General features: G+C 48.6%; 28 protein-coding genes. 15 read left to right on the forward strand and 13 right to left on the reverse strand.

Annotated features, from left to right (window positions below; translation table 11 throughout):
* Window positions 1-110: 110 nt before the first annotated feature.
* From H6F72_RS00330 to H6F72_RS00355, 6 genes are all read left to right on the forward strand, one after another.
* Window positions 111-404 (forward strand): nucleotidyltransferase family protein, encoded by a 294-nt coding sequence (locus tag H6F72_RS00330; protein WP_190431045.1) that lies wholly within the window; start codon window positions 111-113, stop codon window positions 402-404.
* Window positions 401-748, forward strand: coding sequence for a DUF86 domain-containing protein (locus H6F72_RS00335; RefSeq protein WP_190431046.1), 348 nt, complete (start codon window positions 401-403; stop codon window positions 746-748). Before H6F72_RS00330 ends, H6F72_RS00335 begins: the two co-directional genes overlap by 4 nt.
* A 109-nt stretch (window positions 749-857) precedes the next feature.
* Complete coding sequence (locus tag H6F72_RS00340; protein ID WP_190431047.1) at window positions 858-3269, forward strand: PhoD-like phosphatase; 2412 nt, start codon at window positions 858-860, stop codon at window positions 3267-3269.
* 39 nt (window positions 3270-3308) lie between these two features.
* Window positions 3309-3896: a hypothetical protein gene (locus H6F72_RS00345; protein WP_190431048.1), complete on the forward strand. Its 588-nt coding sequence runs from the start codon at window positions 3309-3311 to the stop codon at window positions 3894-3896.
* A gap of 150 nt (window positions 3897-4046) precedes the next feature.
* Window positions 4047-4526, forward strand: a complete 480-nt coding sequence (locus H6F72_RS00350) for a hypothetical protein (protein WP_190431049.1) — start codon at window positions 4047-4049, stop codon at window positions 4524-4526.
* A 24-nt stretch (window positions 4527-4550) separates the two neighbouring features.
* The gene (locus H6F72_RS00355) at window positions 4551-5255 is read left to right on the forward strand and encodes an SMI1/KNR4 family protein (protein WP_190431050.1); all 705 of its coding nucleotides are present in this window, start codon (window positions 4551-4553) and stop codon (window positions 5253-5255) included.
* A 54-nt stretch (window positions 5256-5309) separates the two neighbouring features.
* Here H6F72_RS00355 and H6F72_RS00360 read toward each other — a convergent pair whose 3' ends face one another.
* Window positions 5310-6410, reverse strand: a complete 1101-nt coding sequence (locus tag H6F72_RS00360; RefSeq protein WP_190431051.1) for a hypothetical protein — start codon at window positions 6408-6410, stop codon at window positions 5310-5312.
* Between the two features lie 427 nt (window positions 6411-6837).
* Between H6F72_RS00360 and H6F72_RS30980 the strand changes: the two genes are divergently transcribed.
* Both H6F72_RS30980 and H6F72_RS00370 read left to right on the forward strand, forming a co-directional pair.
* Window positions 6838-8469, forward strand: a complete 1632-nt coding sequence (locus H6F72_RS30980) for a mechanosensitive ion channel domain-containing protein (RefSeq protein WP_190431052.1) — start codon at window positions 6838-6840, stop codon at window positions 8467-8469.
* A 374-nt stretch (window positions 8470-8843) separates the two neighbouring features.
* Window positions 8844-9452 (forward strand): LuxR family transcriptional regulator, encoded by a 609-nt coding sequence (locus H6F72_RS00370; protein ID WP_190431053.1) that lies wholly within the window; start codon window positions 8844-8846, stop codon window positions 9450-9452.
* A 33-nt stretch (window positions 9453-9485) separates the two neighbouring features.
* Here the strand turns inward: H6F72_RS00370 and H6F72_RS00375 are convergent, their stop codons facing one another.
* The 7 genes from H6F72_RS00375 to H6F72_RS30665 form a co-directional block, all read right to left on the reverse strand.
* Window positions 9486-10325 carry a BMC domain-containing protein gene (locus H6F72_RS00375; protein ID WP_199295738.1) on the reverse strand — a complete coding sequence of 280 codons (840 nt, stop codon included), beginning with the start codon at window positions 10323-10325 and terminating at the stop codon, window positions 9486-9488.
* Between the two features lie 92 nt (window positions 10326-10417).
* Window positions 10418-11068 carry a hypothetical protein gene (locus H6F72_RS00380; protein WP_190431054.1) on the reverse strand — a complete coding sequence of 217 codons (651 nt, stop codon included), beginning with the start codon at window positions 11066-11068 and terminating at the stop codon, window positions 10418-10420.
* An 85-nt stretch (window positions 11069-11153) separates the two neighbouring features.
* A complete protein-coding gene (locus tag H6F72_RS00385; protein WP_190431055.1) occupies window positions 11154-13232 on the reverse strand; it encodes a ribulose bisphosphate carboxylase small subunit in 2079 nt (692 codons plus the stop codon).
* 160 nt (window positions 13233-13392) lie between these two features.
* Window positions 13393-13695, reverse strand: a complete 303-nt coding sequence (locus H6F72_RS00390; RefSeq protein ID WP_190431056.1) for a EutN/CcmL family microcompartment protein — start codon at window positions 13693-13695, stop codon at window positions 13393-13395.
* A 6-nt stretch (window positions 13696-13701) separates the two neighbouring features.
* On the reverse strand, window positions 13702-14049 hold the full coding sequence (locus H6F72_RS00395) for a carbon dioxide-concentrating mechanism protein CcmK (RefSeq protein ID WP_190431057.1): 348 nt from the start codon (window positions 14047-14049) through the stop codon (window positions 13702-13704).
* A gap of 78 nt (window positions 14050-14127) precedes the next feature.
* Window positions 14128-14436, reverse strand: coding sequence for a carbon dioxide-concentrating mechanism protein CcmK (locus H6F72_RS00400; protein ID WP_190431058.1), 309 nt, complete (start codon window positions 14434-14436; stop codon window positions 14128-14130).
* A 284-nt stretch (window positions 14437-14720) separates the two neighbouring features.
* The gene (locus H6F72_RS30665; protein WP_255527242.1) at window positions 14721-14855 is read right to left on the reverse strand and encodes a hypothetical protein; all 135 of its coding nucleotides are present in this window, start codon (window positions 14853-14855) and stop codon (window positions 14721-14723) included.
* A 406-nt stretch (window positions 14856-15261) separates the two neighbouring features.
* On the opposite strand from H6F72_RS30665, the gene H6F72_RS00405 reads away from it, so the two are divergent.
* The 3 genes from H6F72_RS00405 to H6F72_RS00415 are packed head-to-tail and all read left to right on the forward strand — an operon-like array spanning window position 15262 to window position 19861.
* Window positions 15262-17133 carry an NAD(P)H-quinone oxidoreductase subunit F gene (locus H6F72_RS00405; protein ID WP_190431059.1) on the forward strand — a complete coding sequence of 624 codons (1872 nt, stop codon included), beginning with the start codon at window positions 15262-15264 and terminating at the stop codon, window positions 17131-17133.
* A gap of 12 nt (window positions 17134-17145) precedes the next feature.
* Entirely contained in the window at window positions 17146-18714 is a 1569-nt protein-coding gene (locus H6F72_RS00410) for an NADH-quinone oxidoreductase subunit M (RefSeq protein ID WP_190431060.1), read from the forward strand.
* A gap of 4 nt (window positions 18715-18718) precedes the next feature.
* Entirely contained in the window at window positions 18719-19861 is a 1143-nt protein-coding gene (locus tag H6F72_RS00415; protein WP_190431061.1) for a CO2 hydration protein, read from the forward strand.
* On the opposite strand, the gene H6F72_RS00420 is transcribed toward H6F72_RS00415, so the two are convergent.
* Both H6F72_RS00420 and H6F72_RS00425 read right to left on the reverse strand, forming a co-directional pair.
* A complete protein-coding gene (locus tag H6F72_RS00420; RefSeq protein WP_190431062.1) occupies window positions 19858-20013 on the reverse strand; it encodes a hypothetical protein in 156 nt (51 codons plus the stop codon). The two genes, H6F72_RS00415 and H6F72_RS00420, sit on opposite strands and share 4 nt — an antisense overlap.
* Window positions 20014-20201: 188 nt before the next feature.
* On the reverse strand, window positions 20202-20693 hold the full coding sequence (locus H6F72_RS00425) for a hypothetical protein (RefSeq protein WP_190431063.1): 492 nt from the start codon (window positions 20691-20693) through the stop codon (window positions 20202-20204).
* A gap of 312 nt (window positions 20694-21005) precedes the next feature.
* On the opposite strand from H6F72_RS00425, the gene H6F72_RS00430 reads away from it, so the two are divergent.
* Window positions 21006-21206 carry a chlorophyll a/b-binding protein gene (locus H6F72_RS00430; RefSeq protein WP_190431064.1) on the forward strand — a complete coding sequence of 67 codons (201 nt, stop codon included), beginning with the start codon at window positions 21006-21008 and terminating at the stop codon, window positions 21204-21206.
* A gap of 143 nt (window positions 21207-21349) precedes the next feature.
* Here the strand turns inward: H6F72_RS00430 and H6F72_RS00435 are convergent, their stop codons facing one another.
* Window positions 21350-21520, reverse strand: a complete 171-nt coding sequence (locus tag H6F72_RS00435) for a hypothetical protein (protein ID WP_190431065.1) — start codon at window positions 21518-21520, stop codon at window positions 21350-21352.
* Between the two features lie 368 nt (window positions 21521-21888).
* Between H6F72_RS00435 and H6F72_RS00440 the strand changes: the two genes are divergently transcribed.
* Together H6F72_RS00440 and H6F72_RS00445 are read left to right on the forward strand one after the other, a co-directional pair.
* Window positions 21889-22122 (forward strand): acetyltransferase, encoded by a 234-nt coding sequence (locus H6F72_RS00440; RefSeq protein ID WP_190431066.1) that lies wholly within the window; start codon window positions 21889-21891, stop codon window positions 22120-22122.
* A gap of 136 nt (window positions 22123-22258) precedes the next feature.
* Window positions 22259-22402, forward strand: a complete 144-nt coding sequence (locus H6F72_RS00445) for a hypothetical protein (protein WP_190431067.1) — start codon at window positions 22259-22261, stop codon at window positions 22400-22402.
* A 28-nt stretch (window positions 22403-22430) separates the two neighbouring features.
* Here the strand turns inward: H6F72_RS00445 and H6F72_RS00450 are convergent, their stop codons facing one another.
* Window positions 22431-22670 carry a hypothetical protein gene (locus tag H6F72_RS00450; protein ID WP_190431068.1) on the reverse strand — a complete coding sequence of 80 codons (240 nt, stop codon included), beginning with the start codon at window positions 22668-22670 and terminating at the stop codon, window positions 22431-22433.
* An 86-nt stretch (window positions 22671-22756) separates the two neighbouring features.
* Here H6F72_RS00450 and H6F72_RS00455 point away from each other — a divergent pair, with 86 nt between their 5' ends.
* On the forward strand, window positions 22757-23881 hold the full coding sequence (locus tag H6F72_RS00455) for an iron-containing redox enzyme family protein (RefSeq protein WP_190431069.1): 1125 nt from the start codon (window positions 22757-22759) through the stop codon (window positions 23879-23881).
* A 130-nt stretch (window positions 23882-24011) separates the two neighbouring features.
* On the opposite strand, the gene H6F72_RS00460 is transcribed toward H6F72_RS00455, so the two are convergent.
* A complete protein-coding gene (locus tag H6F72_RS00460) occupies window positions 24012-24731 on the reverse strand; it encodes a methyltransferase (RefSeq protein ID WP_190431070.1) in 720 nt (239 codons plus the stop codon).
* Window positions 24732-24953 lie beyond the last annotated feature (222 nt).

Genomic DNA, 24953 nt, shown 5'->3' on the forward strand with positions numbered 1-24953 from the left:
TTTAAAGGAATTACTCTTGGCGATCGCTTTTTAAAAGCTTTGTTTGAGTAACGATCCCATAAAGACAGAATAAATACCTTAACTTGGGTCGAGAATGAGGTGTTGATGGCATGAGGACGCTAGAAGAAATTAGACAGTGGTTGGTACAGCATAAGGCTGTATTACAAGAGCGATATAAAGTTAGCGAATTGGGAATTTTTGGCTCTTATGTGCGGCAAGAGCAAACAGAAACCAGTGATGTTGATCTATTAGTAGAATTTTCAGAGATTCCTAGTTTATTGAAGTTTGTTAACTTGGAGAATTATCTCAGCGATAATTTGGGAGTTAGAGTTGATCTGGTGCACAAAGCTGGTCTCAAACCCCGAATCGGAGAGCGGATTTTGAGAGAAGTGGTTTATTTATGACCAGACGGCAACTTGAAGACTATTTACAGGATATTCTGGACGCGATTGTCGCTATTGAGCAATTTACAGCAAATATTGAGTTTGACGCATTCTCACAAAATCTAGAAAAAATTTTTGCGGTTTCAAGAGCAATTGAAATTATTGGTGAGGCTGTGAAGCGAATTCCCGAGCCTGTCAGAAGTCAATATCCTAATATTCCTTGGAGGGACATTGCAGGAATGCGGGATAAGCTGATTCATGACTACTTCAATACAGATGTAGAAATCATTTGGAGAGCGGTTCAGGAGGATATTCCAGAGCTACGAACTATGATTTCTTGCGTTCTAGAAGATTTAAGGAGATAATCTCCTGCTTGCAGACGAACTAATTCTCGCGATCGCCTCTTTCAGTGCTTGTCCTGTAAGCAAGACTACAATTTTCGGCTAGACTACGGAAATCATTCGGTAGTTTGCGATGAAAGACCAAGCCTGGGACGAGTTTTTGAGTGAACTGCCCCTGATATTAGCAGGGCCAATTCTGCAACATACAGACTCAGAATCAGTCACAGTTTGGTTAGCCCTGAGACAGCCGTGTCAAGTAGCACTCAAGATATACGAAACGACAGATCAAGGTGAAGTTTTAAGCGACTGCTTGTTAGAAGGAAGCCGCTCTACGGTAGCGCTGGGCAAGTTCCTGCATGTCCTGGCAGTGACAGCTCATGCTACTAAGCAGCAGCTCACAAGCGATCGCATCTATGCTTACGATCTCCGGTTTGAAACCCTAGAGCCAACACCTATTTCCTATACGCTGCTACAAGCTTTATGTGCTGATAATTTTCCTACTGTCAGCATCAGCTACTTTACTCATGAGAAACCAACTTTTGCTTTGTCTCCAGCTCGACTGCAAGATCTGCGAATAGCACAAGGCTCCTGCCGCAAACCTCATGGCAATGGCTTCGATGCCCTACCGCTACTCGACTGTCTGATTGAGGAGACGGCAAACCAACCTCGGCATCGTCCTCATCAGTTGTTTTTGACTGGAGATCAAATTTATGGAGATGATGTGGCAGATCCCTTGCTGTGGGTAGCCAGCCATCTCGGCGATGCGCTTCTAGGTTGGAAAGAGAAGCTACCCATAGGACGGCGGGAGCCGAATGACGTGGTTTATCGCACACCTGACGAACTACCCGCCGGACAACGCGCTGAGGTGGCGACTACCCAGGCGGGCTTTACAGCAGGGTTAAGAAATCAACGTGCTAAGACAACGAGCCATCTCCTGAGTTTGGGCGAGTACTACGCATCTTATATCCTCGCTTGGTCTCCGGTTTGTTGGCCCAACCCTATCCCTTTGGGCAAAGAGATGCCTTGCGATCGCAAGGCAATTCGAGCTTGGGACCGAGAAGCTAGGGATATGCGGCAGTTTATTCATACCCTCTGGAAAGTGCGGCGGGCTCTTGCCAATGTTCCGATGTACACCATCTTTGATGATCATGATGTTAGTGATGACTGGAACCTGAATCAAGCTTGGTGTTTGCGGGTGTTGGGCCGACCGCTAGGGCGACGAGCGGTGCAAAATTCTCTGTTGGCGTATGCTGTGTTCCAAGCTTGGGGCAACACACCAGAGCAGTTTGCCGCAGGAAGCTCAGGCGAAAAATTATTAGCTGCGGCTCAAGCCTGGTCTGCTTCGGAGGGGACGGACAAAACAGCTTATGAGGCGATCGCTCGTCATGTGGGAATGCCTAGTCCTGACTCCCTCACAGGCTTACCCACCTTCGTCTCCGATGGACCTGTGCTGGTGTTAGAACGGCATCCGGAAGCTATCACTTGGCACTATACAGTCCGGAGCGCTTGCCACGAAGTTTTGGTGTTGGATACGCGCACTTGGCGAGGTTATCCCGCCGATGAAAAAGCGATCGCTCCACCCATGTTGTTGTGCCCTCAAGCGTTCAAGCGGCAACTCACTTTACCTCTGCAAAATACAGACAGCCTCCAAGCTACCTTTATCATTGCCCCAACCAATGTGTTTGGGATGAAAGTGATTGATTGGATTCACCAGTGGCAGTTAAGCAAGAATAAAGTATTTGCTACAGATGTCGGCGATGCTTGGAACGTCAATACTGAAGCTCTAGCCCAACTCCTGACTACCTTGTTTGAGCAGCGCCAACAAGTGATCGTGATGTCTGGGGATATCCATTACAGCTCAGTGGTGCGTCTATCTCATCAAAGCAATCCACCTTCTACTGCTCCAGCCTCTGTCTTGGTGCAATTAACTTGTAGTGCGCTGAAGAATGAAGAAACTATAACTCGACTGATTCACACACGGTTAAAGGATTGGCTCCTACCAGAAAAGACACGTTACTGGATGGGCTGGAGCAACTCGCCCGATATGGTAGAGCTTTCAACCAAACAGTTGCCCCGCCTCCGCCGTGGAGCCTTTTCTTTAACTGAAAAGCGTTCTGGCAGAGCGATCGCCTCTCTCAAAAAGGATAATCTTTCATCTACTCCACCCGATTGGACCTGTGCTTTAGAATGGGTGCCACGAGATCAGACGCGGATTTCTCCGTTTGGCGCTGAGGTGCCGTGGTTGCTACCTCCTTGGAGACGAGCAAGGAACATTAGACACCGCTGGTTACAACCTCTCTTGCTTTGGAGATATCGCTGGTTCCAGGATGGGCGAGAAGTCGTGGGATTAAACAACTTAGCAGTGATTCAGTTTGAGCCTACGGCTAGCAGTGGAGCTTATGCGATCGCTCAATATCTCTACTGGTTCTCGCCTTGGCAGCCAACTCAAATTGTTTATAGCTCCTTTGTTAGCTCCGTTGCTCCGAATCAAACGCTGCTGGCAAAGATGCAGCCTCCGCATCATCCTATAAACCATCTTGATTGAGTCTTTTCGCGGAGTAGGTATGTTTGGGAGGAGTGGTGTATGTCAGCGTTGACCGAAGCTCTTAACCGGATTCTACATTGGCTGCAACAGTATAGTCCTAATGCTATATCAGGTTTCGCACCAGGGTTGCCGCTGGTAGAGATTGAAACCAAGCTGAGCCAGTTACCTTTTCGGGTATCCCAGGAAGTCTATGAACTGTATCAATGCCGAAATGGCAACCCGTACGATGGAGTCTTCGTCTATCACCGCTTACTCGACTTAGACGGTGCCTTGGAGTACGCAGCGGCAATTAATAAATCTTATTGGCGGGAAGTGCGAGAACAGGACGGAGATCCGCAATATCTTTTTCCAGTGTTGGACTTTGATGGGGAGTACTTTGCGGTTCCCGGGGGAGATGCCTCAAGTCCTCATACGTCTGTATTTCATATTGGTTGCGATGATGGCTCCCTTAGCCTTGCTTTCACCAGTCTGACAAACATGATGTTGGCGATCGCAGAGTGCTATGAAACCGGAATTTACACCCACATCAATGGAGATTTAGAAGTTGCAGATGTGGTGCGATTTGGTGAAGTTCGCCGCAAATACAATCCAGATACTGTTGCCGCTCTCTATGCTGATGGTTGGTAGCTGGACTCTAACTCCAAGATAATTAAGCATGAGCATCTAACATTGCACAGTGCTTGAGTGTATAGGCAGATCTAAAACTGTAACAACCTTAGCTTGGGTCGTTGAAAGTGGCAGATTAGAACTAGATGAACCCTGCTTAAGTTGAGAACAATGGCACTCTTTCGACATCTAGAACCGATCATTTCGCCGATGCTGTTGGTTGGTTTACTCGTTAATGGATCTACACCAGCACCTACCGCTGCATCTACACCAAAACCAACCCCTGCGGCGATCGCCCAATGTACGCTGGTTTACAGACCCAGTATTACCCTCAGCTATCGTCCAGAGCAGCAAGCCAAACTAACGATTCGGCGCGATCGCAAACCCGCTAAGATAACACTCAATAATTTTGAGTTTCAAGCTCTCTATTATGACGAGCCAGATCGTGGACAGTCGGTGCAACTAATTGTCACCCCAATCGTGAAACCAGGGGTCAACAATTTACCGATCGCCAGTCAGGTCTACCAGCTTCAATCTGGACAGCTACCCCGCAATCAATTTGGGAGAGGTCAAGGTTTTACGGGATCAAATTCCGTCTTCAATCCCAAAGATTTTAGTGAATTGCAATATTCCTGTGTCAGTAGCTCCTAGAGTTCTACGAGTACAGCAGTGCGAATGAAACGGCGAACTTTTCTCACCTTGTTCAGCGGTAGCGTGCTAGCGCCAGCAGGCATAAACTACAGACAAAGCCAATCAGCCACAAAAATGGATGAACTTTGGTTGGATTTAGATCATTGGCTGAGCGAGCACCTCCCTGAAGTGCTGGCAGATCTCAATTCTGGTTGCTCTAGTGAACAACTCAGTGAGTTGGAGTATCGCTTAGATTGCAATCTCCCTGAAGACTTTAAAGCTTTTTATAGACATCACAATGGACAAAAGGGGAACACTACAGGACTATTTTTAGGACTGGAATTCTTGGATACGGACAACATCTATAGTGAGTGGCTCGCTTGGCGTGACCTGGCTTTAGAAGATGAGGAGCTTGCAACTGCGATTGAGAGTGAATCTTTCCCTCAGGATGCTATTAAAACTTTATACATCAACTTGAAATGGATTCCGATCGCCCGTGATTGGACAGGCAATCATCTAGGCATAGATCTAGACCCTGGTCCTACAGGTACATTTGGGCAGGTGATCAACTTCGGAGCTGATGAAGATAGGAAATTTGTGCTGGCTCCTTCGCTAACAGGCTTTATAGCTTGGATGCTCGATCAATATCAATCAGGCAACTATCAAGCTAACGAGCGATCGCTAGCGCTTCAAGATCCGCCAAATCAGCATTTCTTGGATGTCGTCCCTTTGGTGTTTGGCGGCAACTAACTGTAGATCAGTTGAAGTAGGTGCTTCGTCTACCTCAACTGATCTACAAGAGATCTAATATCCAGTGACAACACCCCACATGTAGTCTTCGAAAGGGCCTTCACCCAGATCCACCGAGTATTTGCGGCCCCAGCTATAGCAGTCGAAACGGATATGACCGCTGTCATGTTGATACCAAACCCCATCATCGATCTGCAAGTTGCCAAGATAGGACACCCAATGGTTGGGGTAGGCGATCGCAGGGGCAGAGCCTTGCAGCATGGAAGCGTCAATCAATAAGAAGGCAACACCACCTTGCTTTCGAGCCGCTTGAGCGCTGCGCATGGCATCGAACTCGCCATAGATAAAGGTTGATTCAAAATTCACTTGGTCATAACCTAGAATTTCGTAGATCCAGCCTTTCATCTCCCACGGAGTCGTGATACCTGCAATATTATTCACAAGTCCGCTAGAGCTAGCATCAACGGGAAAGACCAGGTTCTCAGTGTCTCGCAGCGTCGCAATCAACATCCAATCGGCAACCGAAATACCGTCACGGACTTTGCTATTTCGCAACCCATCCGCAGGTCTAACCACTTTCGTGCGGCTCTGAAACTGCCCTGTTTCATACAAAGACTGACAGATAGAAACATAGCGAGCAGGCTGCTTAGACACTAACTCATATACGATCGCCGTAGGGCCACAAAAGGGTGTGTAGCTCTGGTTGACAGCGAAGGGATTGAGCACCGTAGCCCGAATATCGGCTAGGAGAGCGGCTTTTTCGATGTAGGGCCAAACACCAGGCTGAGGCGATCGCTCAAAGGCTGCGATCGCCGCTTGCACGGGGTCAACATCTGGGACTTCTACGACTTGATACCAGAGCTTGTAATTTGCGCCGTCTTGAGTAAAAGATACAGCGCTATCGGTTATCCCTGTTTCAATTCTGGCTGAGCCTAAAAAATCATCTCCGTCTGGAGAATCTTCGTCCCACAGCTTAATATCGATGTTGTTTCTAAAGTTGTAAGTTCGATTGAGGGTCCAAGCTTGGCCGTTATTCAGGCTGGTCTTTAAATAAGGCTGAAGTGCTCCATCGGCAAAGACTTCGAGGCGGCACTCGTCGGCACCCCAATCTTCTGATTCATAGCACTTCATTTGTTTGAGAATTAGCTGACGCATAAAAATCTCCTAGGCAGTGACAATTTTCAGGTTGATGATTCAAGCTTCATCGCCTGTCCCAGGAGTTTCTGAAACCATCCGCTAATTAATACCAAAAAAAGATCTGGCACACTGGCTGAGCTGAAGTTTCCATAGAAGAGAAATAAGCGATGGAGGACCAGGAAAACTGGGAGACGTTGCGATCGCACTATCGTACTTACTGCTTGCTCACACACAGCCAATTATTTAACTGCCCACCCCTCTTACCCTGACGAGCGGTGCTATTTTTGGACGATCGTTTTACACTGACCTTGGTTATTATCTGAATTTGCCTACCAACGGGGAGACGACAGCAACAACTAATAGCTGCTAAAACGTTACGAGTGTTGGCCCTTTAAGTCATGCCATCCCTCTGACTCTTCATTGTGTTTCTATCCGTGATAGCTACGTGAATCGGTATTTAGCAGCTTTCTCTCAGCTACTCAGGACGGCTGGAGTAGCGATCGCCTTAATCTGTTTATTGGTGCTGAGTCCGACTTTAGCTCAGGCGCAATCTACGGCAAAAGCACCTGTAGTTCTAGATGGCCGCACCGTGTTTCGCGTCAGTGCTTCAGGAGATTTTAGCGCTCAAGACCGAGCCGATTTAATCAACTTGCAACTGCGAGAAGTGGTTCAAACTTTAGAACCAGCAGTCGTTGAGGTGGAAGAGCGCAATCAGTTACCTACCATTGTCATCAACGATCGCTATCTGCTGACAGTGACGGAGCGGGATACGATTCTGGCTCGCACGCCGATGGACCAAGCATTGCTCTGGGCAGAACAAATTCAGGCCTTAGTCCACGAATCCCAGACTGAGCGTGGCGATGAGTTTGTTCGAAAGGCGTTGCTGATCGCGGCTAGTGTTCTGCTAGTTGACTTGCTCCTGCATTTGTTGCTAGGGCGTTTTTGGCAGTACTCCTTGCGCCCTGGATTTCAGCGGCTGTTTCCCAACTTGAATGCAGTACCTGAGGGACAACCTCGTTTGCTCGATCTGCTGCTTTATCTAAGCTTGGCGATCGCTCGCAGCATTCTCTGGCTAGGGTCAGTCTTCTATGTCATGAATCTGTTTCCGGTGTCCCGGCGATGGACCTACAGCGCTATCAGTGCGTTGATGACGAGTTTTACCGCTCCCATCATTAGCTTGGGCAAGCAAGCCTATTCGATCATCGATTTGCTGATTCTGGTGGGTTTGCTGCTAGGTTTAGTCGGTTTAGCGGGAGCCGTTACCAATGTCCTGCGATCGCGAATTTTGAGTGTCTCTGGCATCAACCGCAGTGCTCAAGAAGCAGTTGCTATCATCACCAAGTACACGTTGATCTTCATTGGCTCCATTGTACTGCTGCAAATTTGGGGCTTGGACATCACCTCACTAGCGATCGTGGCTAGTGCCTTGGGAGTAGGGATTGGCTTTGGCTTTCAGGATATTGCCAAGAATTTTGGTAGCGGCGTAGTGCTGTTATTTGAGCGACCCGTGCAGGTGGGTGACTTTGTCGAGGTCGGAGAATATCAGGGCACGATTGAGCGCATTGGAGCCCGCAGCACGATTATTCGCACCCTCGACCAGATCTCGATCATTGTGCCGAATTCGCGCTTGCTAGAAGGAGAGGTGAAAAACTGGACCTACCATAGCTCCATTGTTCGTTTGCACCTGCCTGTGCACGTGGCCTATCACTCAGAACCTAATCTGGTGCGCCTCACGCTGCTAGAAGCGACCAAGGCTCATCGGGGAGTTCTAACTGTGCCGCCGCCCCAAGTCTGGTTTCAAGGATTTGGCGAACATGCACTCAACTTTGAACTGTTGGTGTGGACAGCGGAGCCAAGCAAGCAATTTTTTCTAAAGAGTGAGCTTTACTTTCGTATAGAAGCACTACTACGGCAACGCCAGATCGAGATTCCTTTACCGCAACGAGATTTACATATCCGTTCTGGCTCGCTAGAACTCTCTCCTCAACTGCAAAAAGCAATTCTACAACTGTCAGCTAAGTTGCAGGTGGACGCTCTCGGTGAACCTGAGACTGCAAATAATGGCAACCATGATTAGAAAACAAGATCCTTAAATGCTCAAGCTAAATCTGTAATTGAGCCTTGAATCATAGCAAGGAGATGCGCGATCGCCCTTTTGGGTGAAGGGTAGTAAGGGCGATCGCTTAGAAAGAACTTCTCGACACTCAGTATTAGGTAAAAAGCCAATCTTCTCGGCAATACTGCCAGAATGGTAACTCTTTTTAGAGAGAGTTAGTAGATTTTTGCTGACAATTTTAATTTTTATAACGCTTTGCGTTTTTAAGGTAATTCTTCTCGAAATTATGAGCTAAGCGCATAAAAAACGAAGCCCAACCTATTGAGTGATCTGCAATAAGCCCAACTAAAACTCTGTAGGTTCAAATTTCAAAATACTTATTCAGTAACCCCGAAATGAACAGTTTAATCAATGCCCCTGAAAGAACTGATCGATCCATTCAAGTTTTAGACCGACGACTAACCTCAAGATTAAAACCTGCTCTGTTGCAAGAAGCCATTGAAGGCTTTATGGATGGCATTTTGCTCTTAACACCCGCTGGTGACTGGGTGCATGGCAATTCTTACGCCCGCCAAGTTTGTGGTCAGCTAACTCAGAACTTAACCCAACCCCATCGTGCCCCTCAGCAAATTTGGCTGGTTTGTGAGGTTCTAGTGAAAAATCACCAACGAAGTAGCTCAGCCTTAGTTGTGGAGTCAGAAGTTACTACGCCTAATTTCAATACTATTCGGGTGCGGGCTAGTTGGCTGAAGCCTGAGAACAGCGAATCTCCATTTGTATTAGTCACCCTTGAAGACCGGTATCAAGCGATGCAAAATAAAGCGATCGCGGAAGTACAGCAATATCGTCTCACACCACGAGAAGCAGAAGTTTGGTTACTGTATCAAGACAACTATTCTTATAAAGAAATTGCCACAAAGCTATACATCACAGTTAACACTGTGAAGCGGCATATGAAAAGTATTCATGCCAAAAGAAAGGGAGTTTTGGAAATAGAATCCTAGCGTGCGATCGCTTCCAAAAGCTAGCCAGTACGGTTAGAGTTCTTCTAATCGCTTCGGTAGCTTTTGGAGATCAGGAAGTTCTAACAAATCTGGTTCAGGTGCTTGGGCGGGAAGGGCTAGAGGCTGGACCTCAGTTCGCTCTAGCTCGACCAGTTCTTTCTCTTCTTCCTTGACTGGAATTGAGAGCAGGATTGGTAAAGGATCAGGTTTTTGTTCGATCCAGCAAGCCGCCGTTGGCAGCGTTGCTTCCAAGTCGTCTAAGGGGCGGGGAATCACCATGACGGCGTGCAATTCTCCGATCCGCTCAGCTTCTTGCATCCCGATCTCAACTGCGATCGCCACATCTGCTACAGAGCCACGAATAATTGCTGTACAGAGGCCAGCTCCAGTTGTCTCGTAGGCAGCTAACTGCACATCCGCCGATTTGAGCATGGCATCTGCGGCACCAACCATCGCCGGAAAGCCTCTAGTTTCCAGCAGACCTACGGCTAAGTTACTTAAACGGCTTTGGGAATTTTCTAAAGCTAACTCGGCTAAGCGAGTGCCGATGGGTAATACGGCTTCTAGGTTGGGTAGGGGTCGAGGAATGACTACGGCAGACACCAGTTCCCCAAACTTCTCAGCAGTTTCCGCCCCCATCTCCACCGCCAGGCGGACATCTGCAATTCTGCCCCGGACCACCGCAGTGCAAAAGCCACTGCCTGTTTTTTCGTAGCCAATTAAAGTCACACCCGCCGACTTGAGCATCATATCGGCAGTGCCAATGATGGCGGGAAAACTCTGGGTACAGACGAGACCGAGAGCGCTTTCCTTGAGGCTTTGGATGCGACGGAGCCGTTCAGAGGCAGGAGGAATGTTCGGAGGTGTCATCATCTAAACCTTAATCAGAACCTATAGAAGCGGAGTATTCGGGTCATGATTCTTCCTTAAATTGTAGAAGTCGTTAGCCGAATTCTCCGCCCTCCTTAGGCATCATTCGCTAAATCATCATTAATTGGTTGATTGAGCGCTTGTCGATGGGGTAAGAGCGTTCCCAACAACCGATTGATATAAGCCTGCCCATACACTTGAGTCGGTGGCGGCTCCGGAGATTTTGTTGCTAGGGCGGATTGATCTGGGGTCGGCTTCGAGGCTGCCTCTGGTGTTGCAGTGGTCTCGCTCGGTGCCGATGTCGTAGTTGCAGCAGTAACAGGCTCAGATTTGGCAGATGCAGGTTCAGGAGGTGTTTGCGCACTCACTCCTGAACCATTCTCCACAGCTACTTGACGGCTTGAATCTCCATACAAAGAGCCAGAGGGTAACAACTGTCCTGCCTCAATCGCACAATTGAAGAGGGTAGCAGAGGAACCGATGCAGGCGTTCGCGCCAATGGTCACTTCACCGATGACTAGAACACCTGCACCCAAGTTCACGCCTTCTTGCAGCTCCAAAGTTCCTTTGTAAGCATGCAGGACGCTGCCCATGCCGATACATACTCCCGCATTAATGATGATCCGGCTGTTAGATTCTGCTTGAATCAGCACTCCCGGTGCGATCGCAACGCTTGGATGAATTGTCACGTCACCCCGTACATAGATTTCAGGATTTGCAGGGGGGTGAAGTGGTGGCAAAGACATGAGCGTGGGCACCTCTAGGGTCAAACAAGAATCGGCTGTATTAGGTGACCTTGGCAGATCAGAACCTCCACCGGAATTTACATCATCAACGCTGAGCGACTGCGGTAGGCTGCTGAATCAAGAGTTCCAACACCCGCCGCTTAGCTTTGGGGTCTACGCCAATTAAGCGGACATACTCCCCTTCATGCTCACCCGCGATCGCCCTGAGCGAAGCGAGCACTTCAGATTCGTTATTGCTTTGGATGGAGGGGCCACTCTTCCAAGAACTGGTGCGATAACGGCGCTCATCTGCGTACTCGGTACCGATGCGGCAACCTTGATTTAACAGTTGGCGAACCTGTTGTTGCACTTCCGCAGGCAAACCACTGCTGGAACCAGAGCTGGTTGCAGCGCTTCTATGGCCGTTGCTTGCAGAACTGCTGTAGCTGCTAGCACCATTGCTGCTGTGACTGCTGGCTTGACCACTAGGCTGACTATTCCGGCTGCTATCGCCAGGACGTTGAATCACTTGTTCAACGACGCGACGCTTGGCTTGGGGGTCTACGCCGATTAAGCGGACATACTCGCCTGTATGTTCTGCCAAGAAGGCTTCCAAAGCTGCGATCGCCTGAGATTCGCTGCTGGCTTGAATCGAAGGACCGCTCTTCCAGGAGTTAGTGCGGTAGTGGCGCTCATTAGCGTACTCGGTGCCAATGCGACAGCCTTGATTTAGCAGTTGTCGAACTTGATCGCGTAGGTCTCCACTCACAGTGGAGCTAGCACTTGATGCTGAGCTAGAGGCACTGGAGGTAGCGACACTGCGGGTGGTGCTATGGGTCTGAGCACCAGACTCCTCGCCAGGGCGTTGAATAATGATTTCGCCTACCCGTTGTCTGCCTTTGGGGTTAATGCCGAACAGTCGCACATATTCCCCCTGATGCTCGTTGAGGCAAGCTTCTAGATCAGCAAATACCTGACCTTCATGGGTGGATTGAATCGGAGAACAGCTCGTCCAAGAGTTCATCCGGAACCGACGTGCATCCACATGCTCCGTACCAATTTGATAGCCTTGGTTGATCAAGCTACGAATTTGCTGTTGGACATCAGCAGGGAGCTTGCTACCGCTAGCGCTAGCGGTGTAGCTGGATTGGTAAGTGCTGTGGTTGGCGTTGTTGCTACTACGGCTGGTGGCGCTGCTAGAGGCAGTTACTTGCGGATCACCAGGACGCTGAATAATTAATTCAGAAACCCGCTGCTTACCCTTGGTGTCGATGCCGAACAGACGGACGTATTCCCCCTGATGCTCGGCTAGGCAAGCTTGTAGTGCCGCGATCGCTTGAGATTCGCTATTCGCCTGAATGGGAGTGCAGCTTTGCCAGGAATTGGTACGGAAGCGACGCTGATCCACGTGCTCAGCTCCAATTCGGTAACCCCCAGCCATAAGTTGGCGCACTTGTTGCAGTACTTCTGAACTTAGTTGCATAGTTGACTCTTGATGGTTGCGATTGCCAGAACCCTGATCTACCTTAGGGGTATCAAGCCCAGAGGTATGAGGCTCCGTTGATTTATTACGAATGGGTATGGTACAAGCAATATCTTCAGCAGAGAGATAACCAGAACGCAGTGCACCGTTGATGCCCACCACGTGCCTCGCAAACTCAATATCCGAAGGTTCTACATCGGGGAGGCGATCGGCCTGATGCTGACTAGTAACGACTGCACCGGAGGGCACATACCGACCCGGCGGAATTTCCACATCCTGGATCAAAGCATGCATCATCACAATGCAGCCTTTGCCGATCCGAGCGTTAAACACTGTGGAGCGGAAACCAATAAAGCAGTCATCTCCAACATAGGCTGGCCCGTGAATCAAAGCCTTGTGCATAATCGAAGCATTGCTGCCGATCCAGACAGAGTATTGATTCTGGTCATCCCCAAGCACTCGGCCCTTGTCTAGACCATGAATTACCACTCCGTCTTGAATAGTGGTACCCGAACTGATGTAGAACGGACTGCCCTCATTCGCTCGGATATGGGTTCCAGCAGCAACAAGGACATTGGCACCAATATGAACATCTCCAGTAATGTTGGAGACAGAGTGGACGTAAGCCGTCTCATGAATCTGCGGTTGGGCCAAGCTTTTGGACCACGGAGTGGGAGGGGCCGCAGGACTGCGGACTACCATAACTGATATCTCCTAACTGAAATAGCCATGCTGGCTTTCAGCAGTAATGGTTGATTAGGGCAGGTGTAGACCCGCCCCGACGAGAACTGCTGGCTCAGACTTGCAAGAACAGCCAACAATTCATGACCCAGTTGGCTGCTAAGCAACTGTTAGTGGGCGACTAACGATAGACCTCGTTCTTGCTATAAAGCCGGGAATTGTCAACCGTAACCGTGTCAATAATTGCCACTACAAGCGCATCAATCGGGCGCTTTTCTTGGCTAGAAGGCTGACGAGCTGCGCTTCCTCGGCTGATCAGTACCCATTCATCCAACCCTGCCCCGACACAATCTGCTGCTACCTCATACTCTGGTAAAAGGTTGCCATTTTCATCGATCAGCTGCAACAAGAGGAATTTACTACCCTGTAGACTGGGGTCTTTCTGTGTACTGACAACCGTGCCGCGAACTTTAGCAATTAGCATTCAAGCCTAGGGTCTGGTGTAGGGGAGAGAGCGAGGACCATTTACGCTCTCGCGGAACTGTTCCACTGCCTCAGTGTAACGGATAGGTAACACGTACTCCAGGTTTTCGTGAGGGCGAGCAATCTGGTGGGTAGACAACACTTGCCCCCCATTCACCCGCTTCACAGATTCAATCCCTGCTGCGATAGATGCTTGGACTTCAGAAATGTCGCCGCGCACAATGACGGTGACACGACCACTACCAATTTTCTCGTAACCAACTAGGGTGACGCGAGCGGCCTTGACCATTGCGTCTGCGGCTTCCACAATCGCTGGGAAGCCTAAGGTCTCGATCATACCCACTGCAATTGCCATGAGTTTTGACTCCTTTCTCTCTTTGAGCGCTGGATTAAAAAATACTGAACCAAAGCTTGATAGCCTTGGCCGCCGGAATCAGGTCCGGAACTGTTCCACCGCCTCGGTGTAGCTCATGGGCAACACATATTCTAGGTTTTCGTGGGGACGAGCAATGATGTGGGTCGATAGCACTTCACCACCGTTAACCCGCTTCACAGACTCCACACCAGCCGCTACAGAAGCCTGAACTTCAGACACATCACCCCGCACGATCACGGTGACGCGACCGCTACCGATTTTCTCGTAGCCGACTAAGGTTACGCGAGCGGCTTTAACCATCGCATCTGCGGCTTCTACAACAGCTGGAAAGCCTCTGGTTTCAATCATGCCCACTGCAATTGGCATCGCTTATCTCCCGGATTAGATAAAAATATTGGAATGAACTGAGCTGAAAAATTCACGGAAAGGGTCATTGTTCCAGCGTCAGCGGATCTTTTAACATCCTGTGTTAAAGAATAGAGGACGGTCTATTCATTGGCAATATAAGACAAAATGATATTATCTAATAACGCTTATTATTAAATTTAATTAATTCTGCTTGAAGTGCTAACTCCATTGAATATTAGTTTTCTTTAAAAAATCAATTTAAAGGTCAATTTTGTGCATCTGAAAGTTTTTTAGCAAAAAACTTACTTTCTCAGGCGTTTTTTAGGCTTTTTGATGATGGCAACTATCTCGGCAAGCTGCGCCGCTGGACGTTTGTTAAAGCGCTCAGTAAAGGCTGAAATTGAAATCTGCCCTGGGTTAGAATCTTGAGCTGACATAAATTTAGACCAACGAATTTAGTCGGGTGCTGGAGAGAAATCTAGCAAGAATTATGGATGTCCTTATGAGATGATGGATTAAATAAGGGATTGAGATCTCTGCTGCAATGAACGGGGCGACGTAATAGTCGAATCATCCCTGACCATAGCGGCAGATACGTTTGCGATCGCGTTGCTAAAAGGCCAAGTTATGATTACTTATATAAGTAAAAGTTAGGATTGCCTTTGATGATTTTTTGGCGAATAAACCCTAGATTTATCGGGGTTGAGGCGTTAAGCTGGATATTAATAAAGATTTAATCCACTGATTAATAGGCCACTTTTAACTGAGCTCTCTGGGGTTGGTTCGCTGACTCTGGGGAGTTTCTAAGCAGCACTAGATGGTGAAGTTTCAAGGGCGATTTCAATGAACCAGTTTCTCCTCCAGTCCAGCTGGTGGGTTCCCTTTTATGGGTTACTGGGTGCGCTCATTACCCTGCCGTGGTCAACCGGCATTGTGCGTCGCACCGGTCCCCGACCAGCCGCTTACCTCAATATTTTGATGACGGTTGTTGCCTTGGTCCATGGCACGTTGCTCTTCCGAGGGACTTGGAACCAAGCGCCACAGCAGTACATAGTTCATTGGCTGAGCGTGGCTGATTTAGACTTGTCCTTTGCCCTCGACATCTCTTCGGTTAGCGTCGGGGCGATGGAATTGATCACAATTCTGAGCTTCCTGTCGCAGCTCTTTGCCTTGGGTTACATGGAGAAGGATTGGGCCTTGGCTCGCTTCTTTGCCTTGATGGGATTTTTTGAGGCAGCGATGAGTGGCTTAGCTCTGAGTGACTCACTGTTTCTCAGCTATGGGCTTTTGGAACTCCTGACGCTGTCTACCTATTTGCTAGTAGGTTTTTGGTACGCTCAGCCCTTGGTTGTCACTGCGGCTCGTGATGCTTTTCTAACCAAGCGGGTAGGGGATTTGCTGCTGTTGATGGGGGTAGTGGCTCTCTCCAACATGGCGGGCAGCTTAAATTTTTCCGATTTATATGAATGGGCTGAAACAGCAAATTTATCACCTGTAACGGCAACGTTGCTCGGTTTGTCTTTGATTGCAGGGCCTGCGGGCAAGTGCGCTCAGTTTCCGCTGCACCTTTGGTTAGATGAAGCGATGGAAGGCCCGAACCCCGCTTCGGTGCTACGAAATTCTCTAGTGGTCGGTTGTGGCGCTTATATCTTGATTAAGTTACAACCCATTTTGGGCTTGTCCCCTGTGGTACTAGCCACGTTGGTGGTGTTAGGGGCAGTAACGGCGATTGGGGCTGCTTTAGTAGCGATCGCCCAAATAGATATCAAGCGGGCCTTGTCTCATTCCACCAGTGCTTACTTGGGTTTGGTGTTCATTGCAGTGGGTATGCAGTGGAGCGGGTTTGCCCTTTTGGTGCTGTTTACTCATGGAATTGCCAAAGCCTTGCTATTCATGAGTGGCGGCTCGGTAATCATCACCACCAACAGCCAGGATCTAACAGAGATGGGTGGCTTGTGGTCCCGGATGCCAGCAACCACGATCGCTTTTTTGGTGGGGATTGCGGGTCTAGTGGGCTTATTCCCCCTGGGAGGCTTTTGGGCGCTAGAGCGAGGGGTGGATGTTTTCTGGACGGAGCACCCATGGATCGTAGCAATTTTGTTGATTGCCAATGCCTTGAGTGCCATTAATTTGACGCGGGTATTTCGCCTGGTGTTTTTAGGCGCTGCGCAGCCTAAATCTCGACGAGCTCCAGAAGTACCTTGGCAAATGGCAGTACCGATGGTGAGCTTGACCATCCTGACGCTGCTCGTACCCCTGATGATGCAAAAGCTGTTGTTGTTACCTGACTGGAGTTACTTGAATCTAGGGGCGGTCCTCCTACTAGTTCTTTCAGGTGCGATCGGTTGTGGGATAGGGGCAACGATTGGCTTGACCCGAACTTTGTCCAGACCAATTTTGATTCCATTGAGATTTGTGCAAGACTTGCTGGCTTACGATTTCTACGTCGATCGCTTGTACCGCGTCAGTGTGGTGCTGAGTGTGGATGTACTGTCTCGGCTTACCTCTTGGTTCGATCGCTACGTGGTTGATGGCTTTGTCAACTTTGTGGGTATTGCCTCCATCTTTAGTGGTGAGACGTTGAAGTACAGTGCTTCGGGCCAAAGCCAGTTTTATGCTCTGATTGTTTTTCTGAGCATTACCTTCTTGGGCTTGTTTATGAACAGGTCTCTTGTGAATGGCATCATCAATTTTCTGATGGGTTCATCAGCGTAAGGAGGAGAGATCATGCTCAGTGGCTTAATCTGGATACCTGTTTTGGGAGCAATTTTGGTGGCATTTTGGCCTCAAACTTTGGCTTCCCATCGTTATCGGACCCTGGCTTTGGTGTTTGCCATTATCACCTTAGGTTTGTCGGTGGCATTGGCGAGTCAGTTTATCCAGCTCGAACCAGGACAACAGTTTCAAGAAGCACTACCCTGGTTAGATAACTTAGGACTGACCTATCGCCTGGGAGTCGATGGTTTGTCATTGCCCTTGGTCGTGATGAATTGTCTCCTCACTGGCGTTGCTATTTACAGCACTGATGGAGAAATTCAGCGGCCTCGACTTTACTATGGCTTGCTCCTGTTGCTCAGTGCTGCTGTGACTGGGGCGTTTTTAGCGCAGAATTTGCTGCTGTTCTTCTTGTTCTATGAAGTAGAACTAATTCCGCTGTACCTGCTGATTGCCATTTGGGGTGGAGCTCGTCGGGGTTATGCAGCTACCAAATTCCTGATTTACACCGCCATTTCTGGGGTGTTAGTTCTGGCTTCATACTTCGGCCTAGCTTGGCTGAGCGGCTCTTTCAACTTCGACTACGAAACTGTCATCGCCCATACGCTCCCACTGGGACAGCAGGTGGTGCTGCTAAGCCTGCTTTTGATAGGGTTTGGCATCAAAGTTCCTCTCTTTCCTTTCCATACTTGGTTGCCCGATGCTCACGTAGAAGCTTCTACTCCCATTTCAGTAATGCTGGCGGGTGTATTGCTCAAGCTGGGCACTTATGGCTTGCTGCGGTTTGGGTATGGTTTATTTCCTGACGCTTGGCAGGTGGTTGCACCCTGGTTAGCGAGCTGGGCGGTTGTGAGTGTGCTTTATGGGGCATTAGCGGCGATCGCCCAAACCGACATGAAGAAAATGGTGGCTTACAGCTCCATTGCTCACATGGGTTACGTGCTGCTAGCGATGGCGGCGGCAACTCCTTTGAGCTTGATCGGCACTTTAATGCAAATGGTCAGCCACGGCTTAATTTCCGCCATGCTGTTCTTGCTGGTGGGTGTGGTTTACACCAAGGCAGGTTCGCGTGACCTGAACGTCGTCCGAGGTTTATTGAATCCAGAACGCGGCTTACCCCTAATCGGCACTTTGATGATTGTGGGAGTGATGGCGAGCGCTGGCATTCCTGGCATGGTCGGGTTTATCTCTGAATTCATTGTTTTCCGGGCCAGCTTCGCGGTATTTCCGGTGCAGACGCTGCTCTGTATGGTGGGAACTGGCTTAACGGCGGTGTACTTTCTCTTGTTAATGAACCGAGCTTTCTTCGGGCGGCTCTCAGAAGCAGTGGAAAACTTACCCCCTGTCACATGGCGCGATCGCGCTCCTGCCATTTTTCTGGCAATCTTGATCGTGGTTTTAGGGATTCAACCTAAATGGTTGACGATTTGGGGCGAAGCGACGATTACAGCGATGGCACCTGTCTCCGAAACTGTGGTGGTCAAAGCGACACCTATCCCTGAAGTGGCTGATCCGACTGAAAAGCTGCTAAAAGAAGCTCTACTAACTAGTTCAGCGGCGATCGCTCTGGAGGCGAACTAAACCGATGGTCAGTACTATCCAGCAACCCTCTAATCATCCTTTGGCGGAGTATGTGCATCGGCTAGAAGCGGGAGAAGCACTCCTTGCCAATAGTCAGGTTAATGTTTTAGAAGTCGTAGGTATCCTCAAGAGCTATGGCATTGTGCTGGATGCCTACTCTAAAAACTTGATCTATATTGCTGACCATCAGTTTTTGGAACTCTTCCCGTTTTTCAAATATTTCAATGGGGAAGTGTCTTTAGGAAAGCTGCTACGCTTCTGGAATCACGATCGGATTAATTACGAGTATGCCGAGTACGTGATGAAGACCATGTTATGGCATGGTGGTGGCGATCTGGATACTTACCTAGATTCACCGGAATTTTTAGAGCGGGCACAGCGGGTAATGCAAGCCAAGACCAAAAATAATTGGTTGGTGAGCGGTTTGCAACGGGTGTTTCCAGACTTTTTGCCAGAACAGATTCGACAACTTGCCTATTACAAGGTGTTGGGACTGTTCTGGCGGGTAATGAGCGATATGTTCATTGACCTCTCGGATCGCTTCGATCGCAAGGAAGTTCAATCGATCGCAGAGGTGGTGCAACATGTGCAAGATGCTTTGGTTGCTGCTGCCAATCAACCTTTGGTTTACGCCGTCGAAGTGAAAGGTCAGGTGTATGACATTATTCCCGAATCGGCAGGGCTGACGTTCTTGATGGATGCAGCGGTTCCTTATGTAGATACCATTTTCTTCCGAGGCACCCCTTTTCTCGGCACGGTATCTTACAACGCTCAAGCCCAACAAATTCCAGTGTTTCAGGACCAGTTTATCTATGGAGCGCTGTATGCCGACCCACTACCGATTGGTGGGGCTGGCATCCCTCCGACGCTGCTAATGCAGGATATGCGGCACTTCCTGCCAGATTACTTGCATGACATCTATCGGCAGGGACTCCGGGGGGAAGATGATCTTCGGGTGAAAATTTGTGAGAGCTTCCAAAAGTCGATGTTCTGTGTGACGACGGCAGCGATTCGGGGCTTGATGCCTCACCCACTCGATACAGAAGACCCGAAGCAACGCCAAGCTAATCGAGCCTATCTAGAAAAGTGGATGGATCGCTTTATTCCCTCTCGCTTGGAGATCGTGAACGTTCCAGATCGGTATTAGCCAGAGGAGCGATGCATCAAGGATTTGATTGGTAACTTGAAGACCTCCCAAGCTGTGTAGCGCTGAGAAATGTCAATTCCCAAGGCTGTCTTGATGAGATATAGCCCATAAAGACAGATCAGAATCAGCAGCCCTTGTCGGAATCGTCTCATAGCGGTTTCAGGATGTCAGTTGCAACTGTATGCTAGCCAATCGCTTTGGATGATTTATGAACTTGGCATCACAAATTGATGTCGTCTGAGTCAGCCATCACATTCCCTCTATGAAATAAACCGCGATCGCTTTGAAGGGAAGTGGCGATCGCGGCTAGCGGGGAGAATCAGGCAATGGCTTTAACAACTTAAACAGTAACAGCCGCAGGCCGTGGAATTGAAGCACCTGCAAAGAACTGCGCTAGGTTTTCGGGTTCCATGAAATTGAGATAGCAGGTAGCAAGAGGTGCGGGGAGAAGTTCTAGCATCAGTTTATTCTCAATCCAGAACTCGATTACCTGGAAGGGACCGCGATCGCAACGGACCGTGTGCCATCCTTCTCTTGTGCCGACTTCAGCAATTTGCTCTTCGCTGGCAGGAACAGAAATCGCCGCATGTACCGCAGTGAAGGGAGAAGTAAAGGCATTTTGGCTAAAGGTAACGGGGCCGGAGAAGCCTCCTGGCATCAACTCGGTGCCTACGGGATACAGCTCGATCATGGTGCCATACGCATCACCCGCAATCACCATGTAACTGTCGGGGTTAGAGGGGAAAGGGGCAACTTTACCGTTGAGCAGCTCAGCTAGAACTTGAGCAACGTGGAGCGGATTTTCAACGGGGATAGAAATATGATGAATCATGGCAACGTCTTCCTCTGATCAATGGAGCAAGGGGGCAGTAGTTGTCAGATTGACTGACCCAACCCGATGATTGCAACATCTCGATCAGCGATCGCTTTTCCGCAAACCTACTGGTTGTTTGCCTAACTTTCACCCGATTGGATGACCCTCCGAGGAATGTGGAACGCGATCGCACAATTCTAGGAGTGAGATTGGGAATTGCTCTTAAGGTCTACTTTTAGGTAGAGACGATAGATAGCTCTAATGGCAGACCTCAGAAGTTGAACCCGGACATAGCATGGAGGCATCCCTTGATTATTAAGGAATGTAAACATGCAGACCAACAAAGCAACTGAACTACCTCCTGTAGCTCCCGCATATAACGGCATTGACCGCAACGCATTTCTTTTGGGTTGGAAGCCTCAAGCAGAATTGTGGAATGGACGTCTGGCGATGATCGGCTTTGCTGCTTATCTGCTTTGGGATTTAGCTGGATTCAGTGTTGTCCGTGACGTTCTTAACCTAGTCCACTAATCAACGCCCTCTTCATTAAGGGCAAAAACAAATTTAGGTTTCAGCTACAAAAATTAAATAATCAATACAAAAAAACTTCACATCTCCTCCAGAAGGTGTGAAGTTTTTTCGTGTTCAAACTTTAGCGACTTTGACTATTATTCTTACAAATAGTGATCGATGACTAAGGCAACTGCAACTGCAAAAACCAGGATGACAAAGGCAACGAACGGATCACGTCCTTGCAGCACAGAAAAGGTTGCAGCAAGGCTTGCTCCTACGGTTGCCGTGGCACCCGCACTCACCCAGTCTTTCTTGGAATTCTTATCGTACATATTTCCTAGCTGATAGGTTGATGGCAAGAACCTGCTAATTCCAATCAATCTACCACTCAAGACTGAGCTGCTGATTTCGCTAGGGAGATCTTGTAATTAAGGTTGACGATCGTTCAGCTTTCTTAATGCAAACTGGTTGGCTAGTGACGCTTTAATCACGACTTATTCGTGTAGTGGAAGTATTTGTGTAGTGAAACGGTTGAAACTCAGACTTTAATGGGTTGCCAGGCTTCATAAAGTCGAAGATATAGCTAAAGGGGGGCGTTGAGCTAGGCATCTCTGCATTAGCCTGAGCCAAGCTTGCAAGATCTAACGGTTTCGTCACTTTAGTTATCTTCAGGTTGAAACTTAAATTTAGGAGATTATCTATGTTTCTTAAGCAACAAAATGATGACGCTTTGATTGAAGTGATTTCCGTTGAAGACTTGGCTAATCCTATGCACGATAAGGTGCAGGGTCGTATTCAAGATGGTCAAGAGGAGCAAGATCCAAAATCCTTTGCTAAAACAGAGCTGATTTTTCCTTCAGGTGAATCTTTGCCGCGCTGCTGGTTAGATAGTCATTATCGGGAGAACACTTCTCCTGCGGCAATGGCTTCATAACATAGGGCCTATGGTGTTGCTATGATCTATGTAGGCTAAACCCTGAAGACTCTATCCGAAGACAATTTGTCAGGGTTGAGCGTCTCAGACGGCTCTGAGTTTTCGGATAGGCAATTAGATTTAGGAGGGTAGTCAGATGGCTAGCCATAATAAATTGTTGCATGAGGGTGTGCCAGGATCATCGGGTCATTCGTTGGCCTGGGAGGTGATGGTGGTTTTGGCTTGTGGTTTGGGGATTTGGCTGGTAATGATGGTTTTCTTTGTGGGAGTGGTGGTTTAGGGTTTTGTCACGTTTAGGTTTGCCACGCTTAGCTTCTGGTAAATCCGAACCTTTGGGGCACTCGCCCCCAAGCCCCCACTGAGGGACGGCTGCGTCCCCCAGACCCCTTCCAGACGGGTTTAAGGTGTGAGCGCTTCGATACTTTGGCTTCTAGCTCATTACCTTTCATTCTTTCCGACACGTCAAAAGGTAGAAGTCGCTGTCCTTCTGGGGATGGACGGAGAGTTTGTGTGGTTTCGTTACTTTGAAGACAGTAAACTTCTGGCACTGCTTTGGCACTCGTGTCCTGAGGTTTCGTAGCGGAGAGCTTTTGAGCGATCGCGATTAGCTGTTTTCAACACAAAGGAAGATTTCATGCAGAGCAGTACGATGATGCTCCAGAACCCGAAGGCTGGAGTCAGCGTTGTATCCGAAGCTCAAGTAGCTCCCAACTACTTGGAATCGGAGCAACAATTTGTTCGGTTACTGGAACTAGAAGATCTGGACCAGAGAGTGCAGGCGGAGCCAGGATTGGTTCAGGATTTTGAGCGAGTTTTGGCGATCGCTTTAGATGCAGCTTATGTAAATGAGCAGCCTGAAGCAGAAGCGGCTCATCGGTTTGCACAGCGGGTGCTGTATCGGATTAATCGCCTCAAGTTTTTCTGGTATGACGATCTGCGTCATTACATCAATGAGCGAGCGTTCTATCTACAACAAATCCGTAACCGCATTGAGTCGGTTTGGCAGGTCTGGGAAGGCCAGCAATTGGATGTGTCAGCGTTGCGGCAGTTGGATCTGGCGGCGGTGAAGCAAGCGCTGATTGAGCGCTCTGATGCTGATCTCGATCCGCCGTTGAATGCGAGTAGCCGTTATCTCCGGGAAGAAGCGACTTTGGCGGGGTATCGTCGTTTGTTGGCGATCGCGTCGTTTGATGGTTTGGTGGAAGCGAGCCGACTAGTACGGATTTTGGGCGGTGCCAGCAATGAAGTGCATTGCACGTTGGTGCGGGTGTTGTTGGAAGAGTACGGCAACGGACGACTGAACCGCAAGCACTCAACTTTCTTTGCCAACATGATGGCTGAGTTGGGCTTGAGCACAGAGCCAGAAGCATATTTTGACTTAGTGCCTTGGGAAGTGTTGGCGAGCATTAACCATAACTTCTTGCTAACTGAGTGCAAGCAGCACTACCTCCGTTACAACGGTGGCTTAGCTTATTTTGAAATTGCTGGCCCTTGGATTTATCGTAATTACATGACGGCGGCACAACGCTTGAACCTATCGGATACGGCCTCTGGCTACTGGGAACTACATATCCGCGAGGACGAGCGTCATGGTCGTTGGATGATTGATGATGTGGCGTTGCCTCTGGCCGATCGCTATCCCAATGAGGCTTGGCAGATTGTATTGGGATATGACCAAGAGAAGCTGATTGGCGATCGCGCGGGAGATGCAATGGTGCGATCGGTAAGAGAAGCAGATACGGCAGCGACGTTAGATTGAGATATAAGACCTAACCCTCGGCCCCTTCCCTAGTAGGGAAGGGGAGTTAAAGAATATATTGCAAAAACATATTAAAAGCCCCTCTCTTTTTAGGAGAGGGGTTTTGGGGAGAGGTTCCACAGTGTAAGTTTTACAGCGCTGTCATCAACCGCATGAGTTCCGGGGAGACATCTTCCTTATCGGTGGTTTCTTGCTTGGTGAATAGCACTCCAGCTAGGAGATATAGGTTATCGGAGTAGAAGGCGCGCTTCTCTCGACGCATTTCAGCGATTCTACTTTGCACTTTGGGGTCAGAGCTGTAGTAACCGAAGGATAAGGGTGAAATGATGAAGTCGGAAACGAAGTAGTTTTGCTCACTGGCGTAGTCTACCAATCCTTGAGGATCGGAATAGCTAGCGGCCATGACTAAGACATTTTTATGATTGCAAGAGAGTAGCTTCTTGGTGATAGTGATTCCATCAACGCCGCCATGTAGTAAAGGCTGATAAAGTTTGTTGTCTACAGCGGGTAAGTAAGGGGGATTTGAGATTAAGTAATCCGCCTGAAACTTAAGGGAATCGAAGAAGGATTTGCAGTGCACTTGGTAGCGCTCGCTTAATCCTTGTTCGCTAATCTTTTCGTTGGCAACGTCAGAAGCTAAAGGGTTGATTTCAAAGCCGTGAACAGTGCCTTCAAATTCAGTTCTGAGTAAAGCTTGGATTACGGGACTACCGTCGCCTGAGCCAAATTCAATAATAGATTCTGAACCAACGCAATGCTTGAGAACTAGATTTTCTATACAGTTTGAATAAAAGTTTGACTCTTCAGGACAGAAGAATATATCTTTTAGCGGTCTAGATGAGAGAAGCATGAAGTATTTTAACTAAACACCTATCCAAAAGATAGTTGCTCAGCATTTCTGTAACCTCTGCCACCAGTTCTATATCTAAAGGTTTGGTTTGTCTGTTTGTGATTGGGATCATTGTTTCTCAAAGTAAAGAAAGTGATAATCTCTAGCTTCAAGAGGCGATCACTCCTTTAGCTCAACTAGTTACTAACTAAAGCAGTTATATCGCTGCTCATAACACATTTT

It is taken from the genome of Trichocoleus sp. FACHB-46, from assembly GCF_014695385.1.
GTDB lineage: Bacteria > Cyanobacteriota > Cyanobacteriia > FACHB-46 > FACHB-46 > Trichocoleus.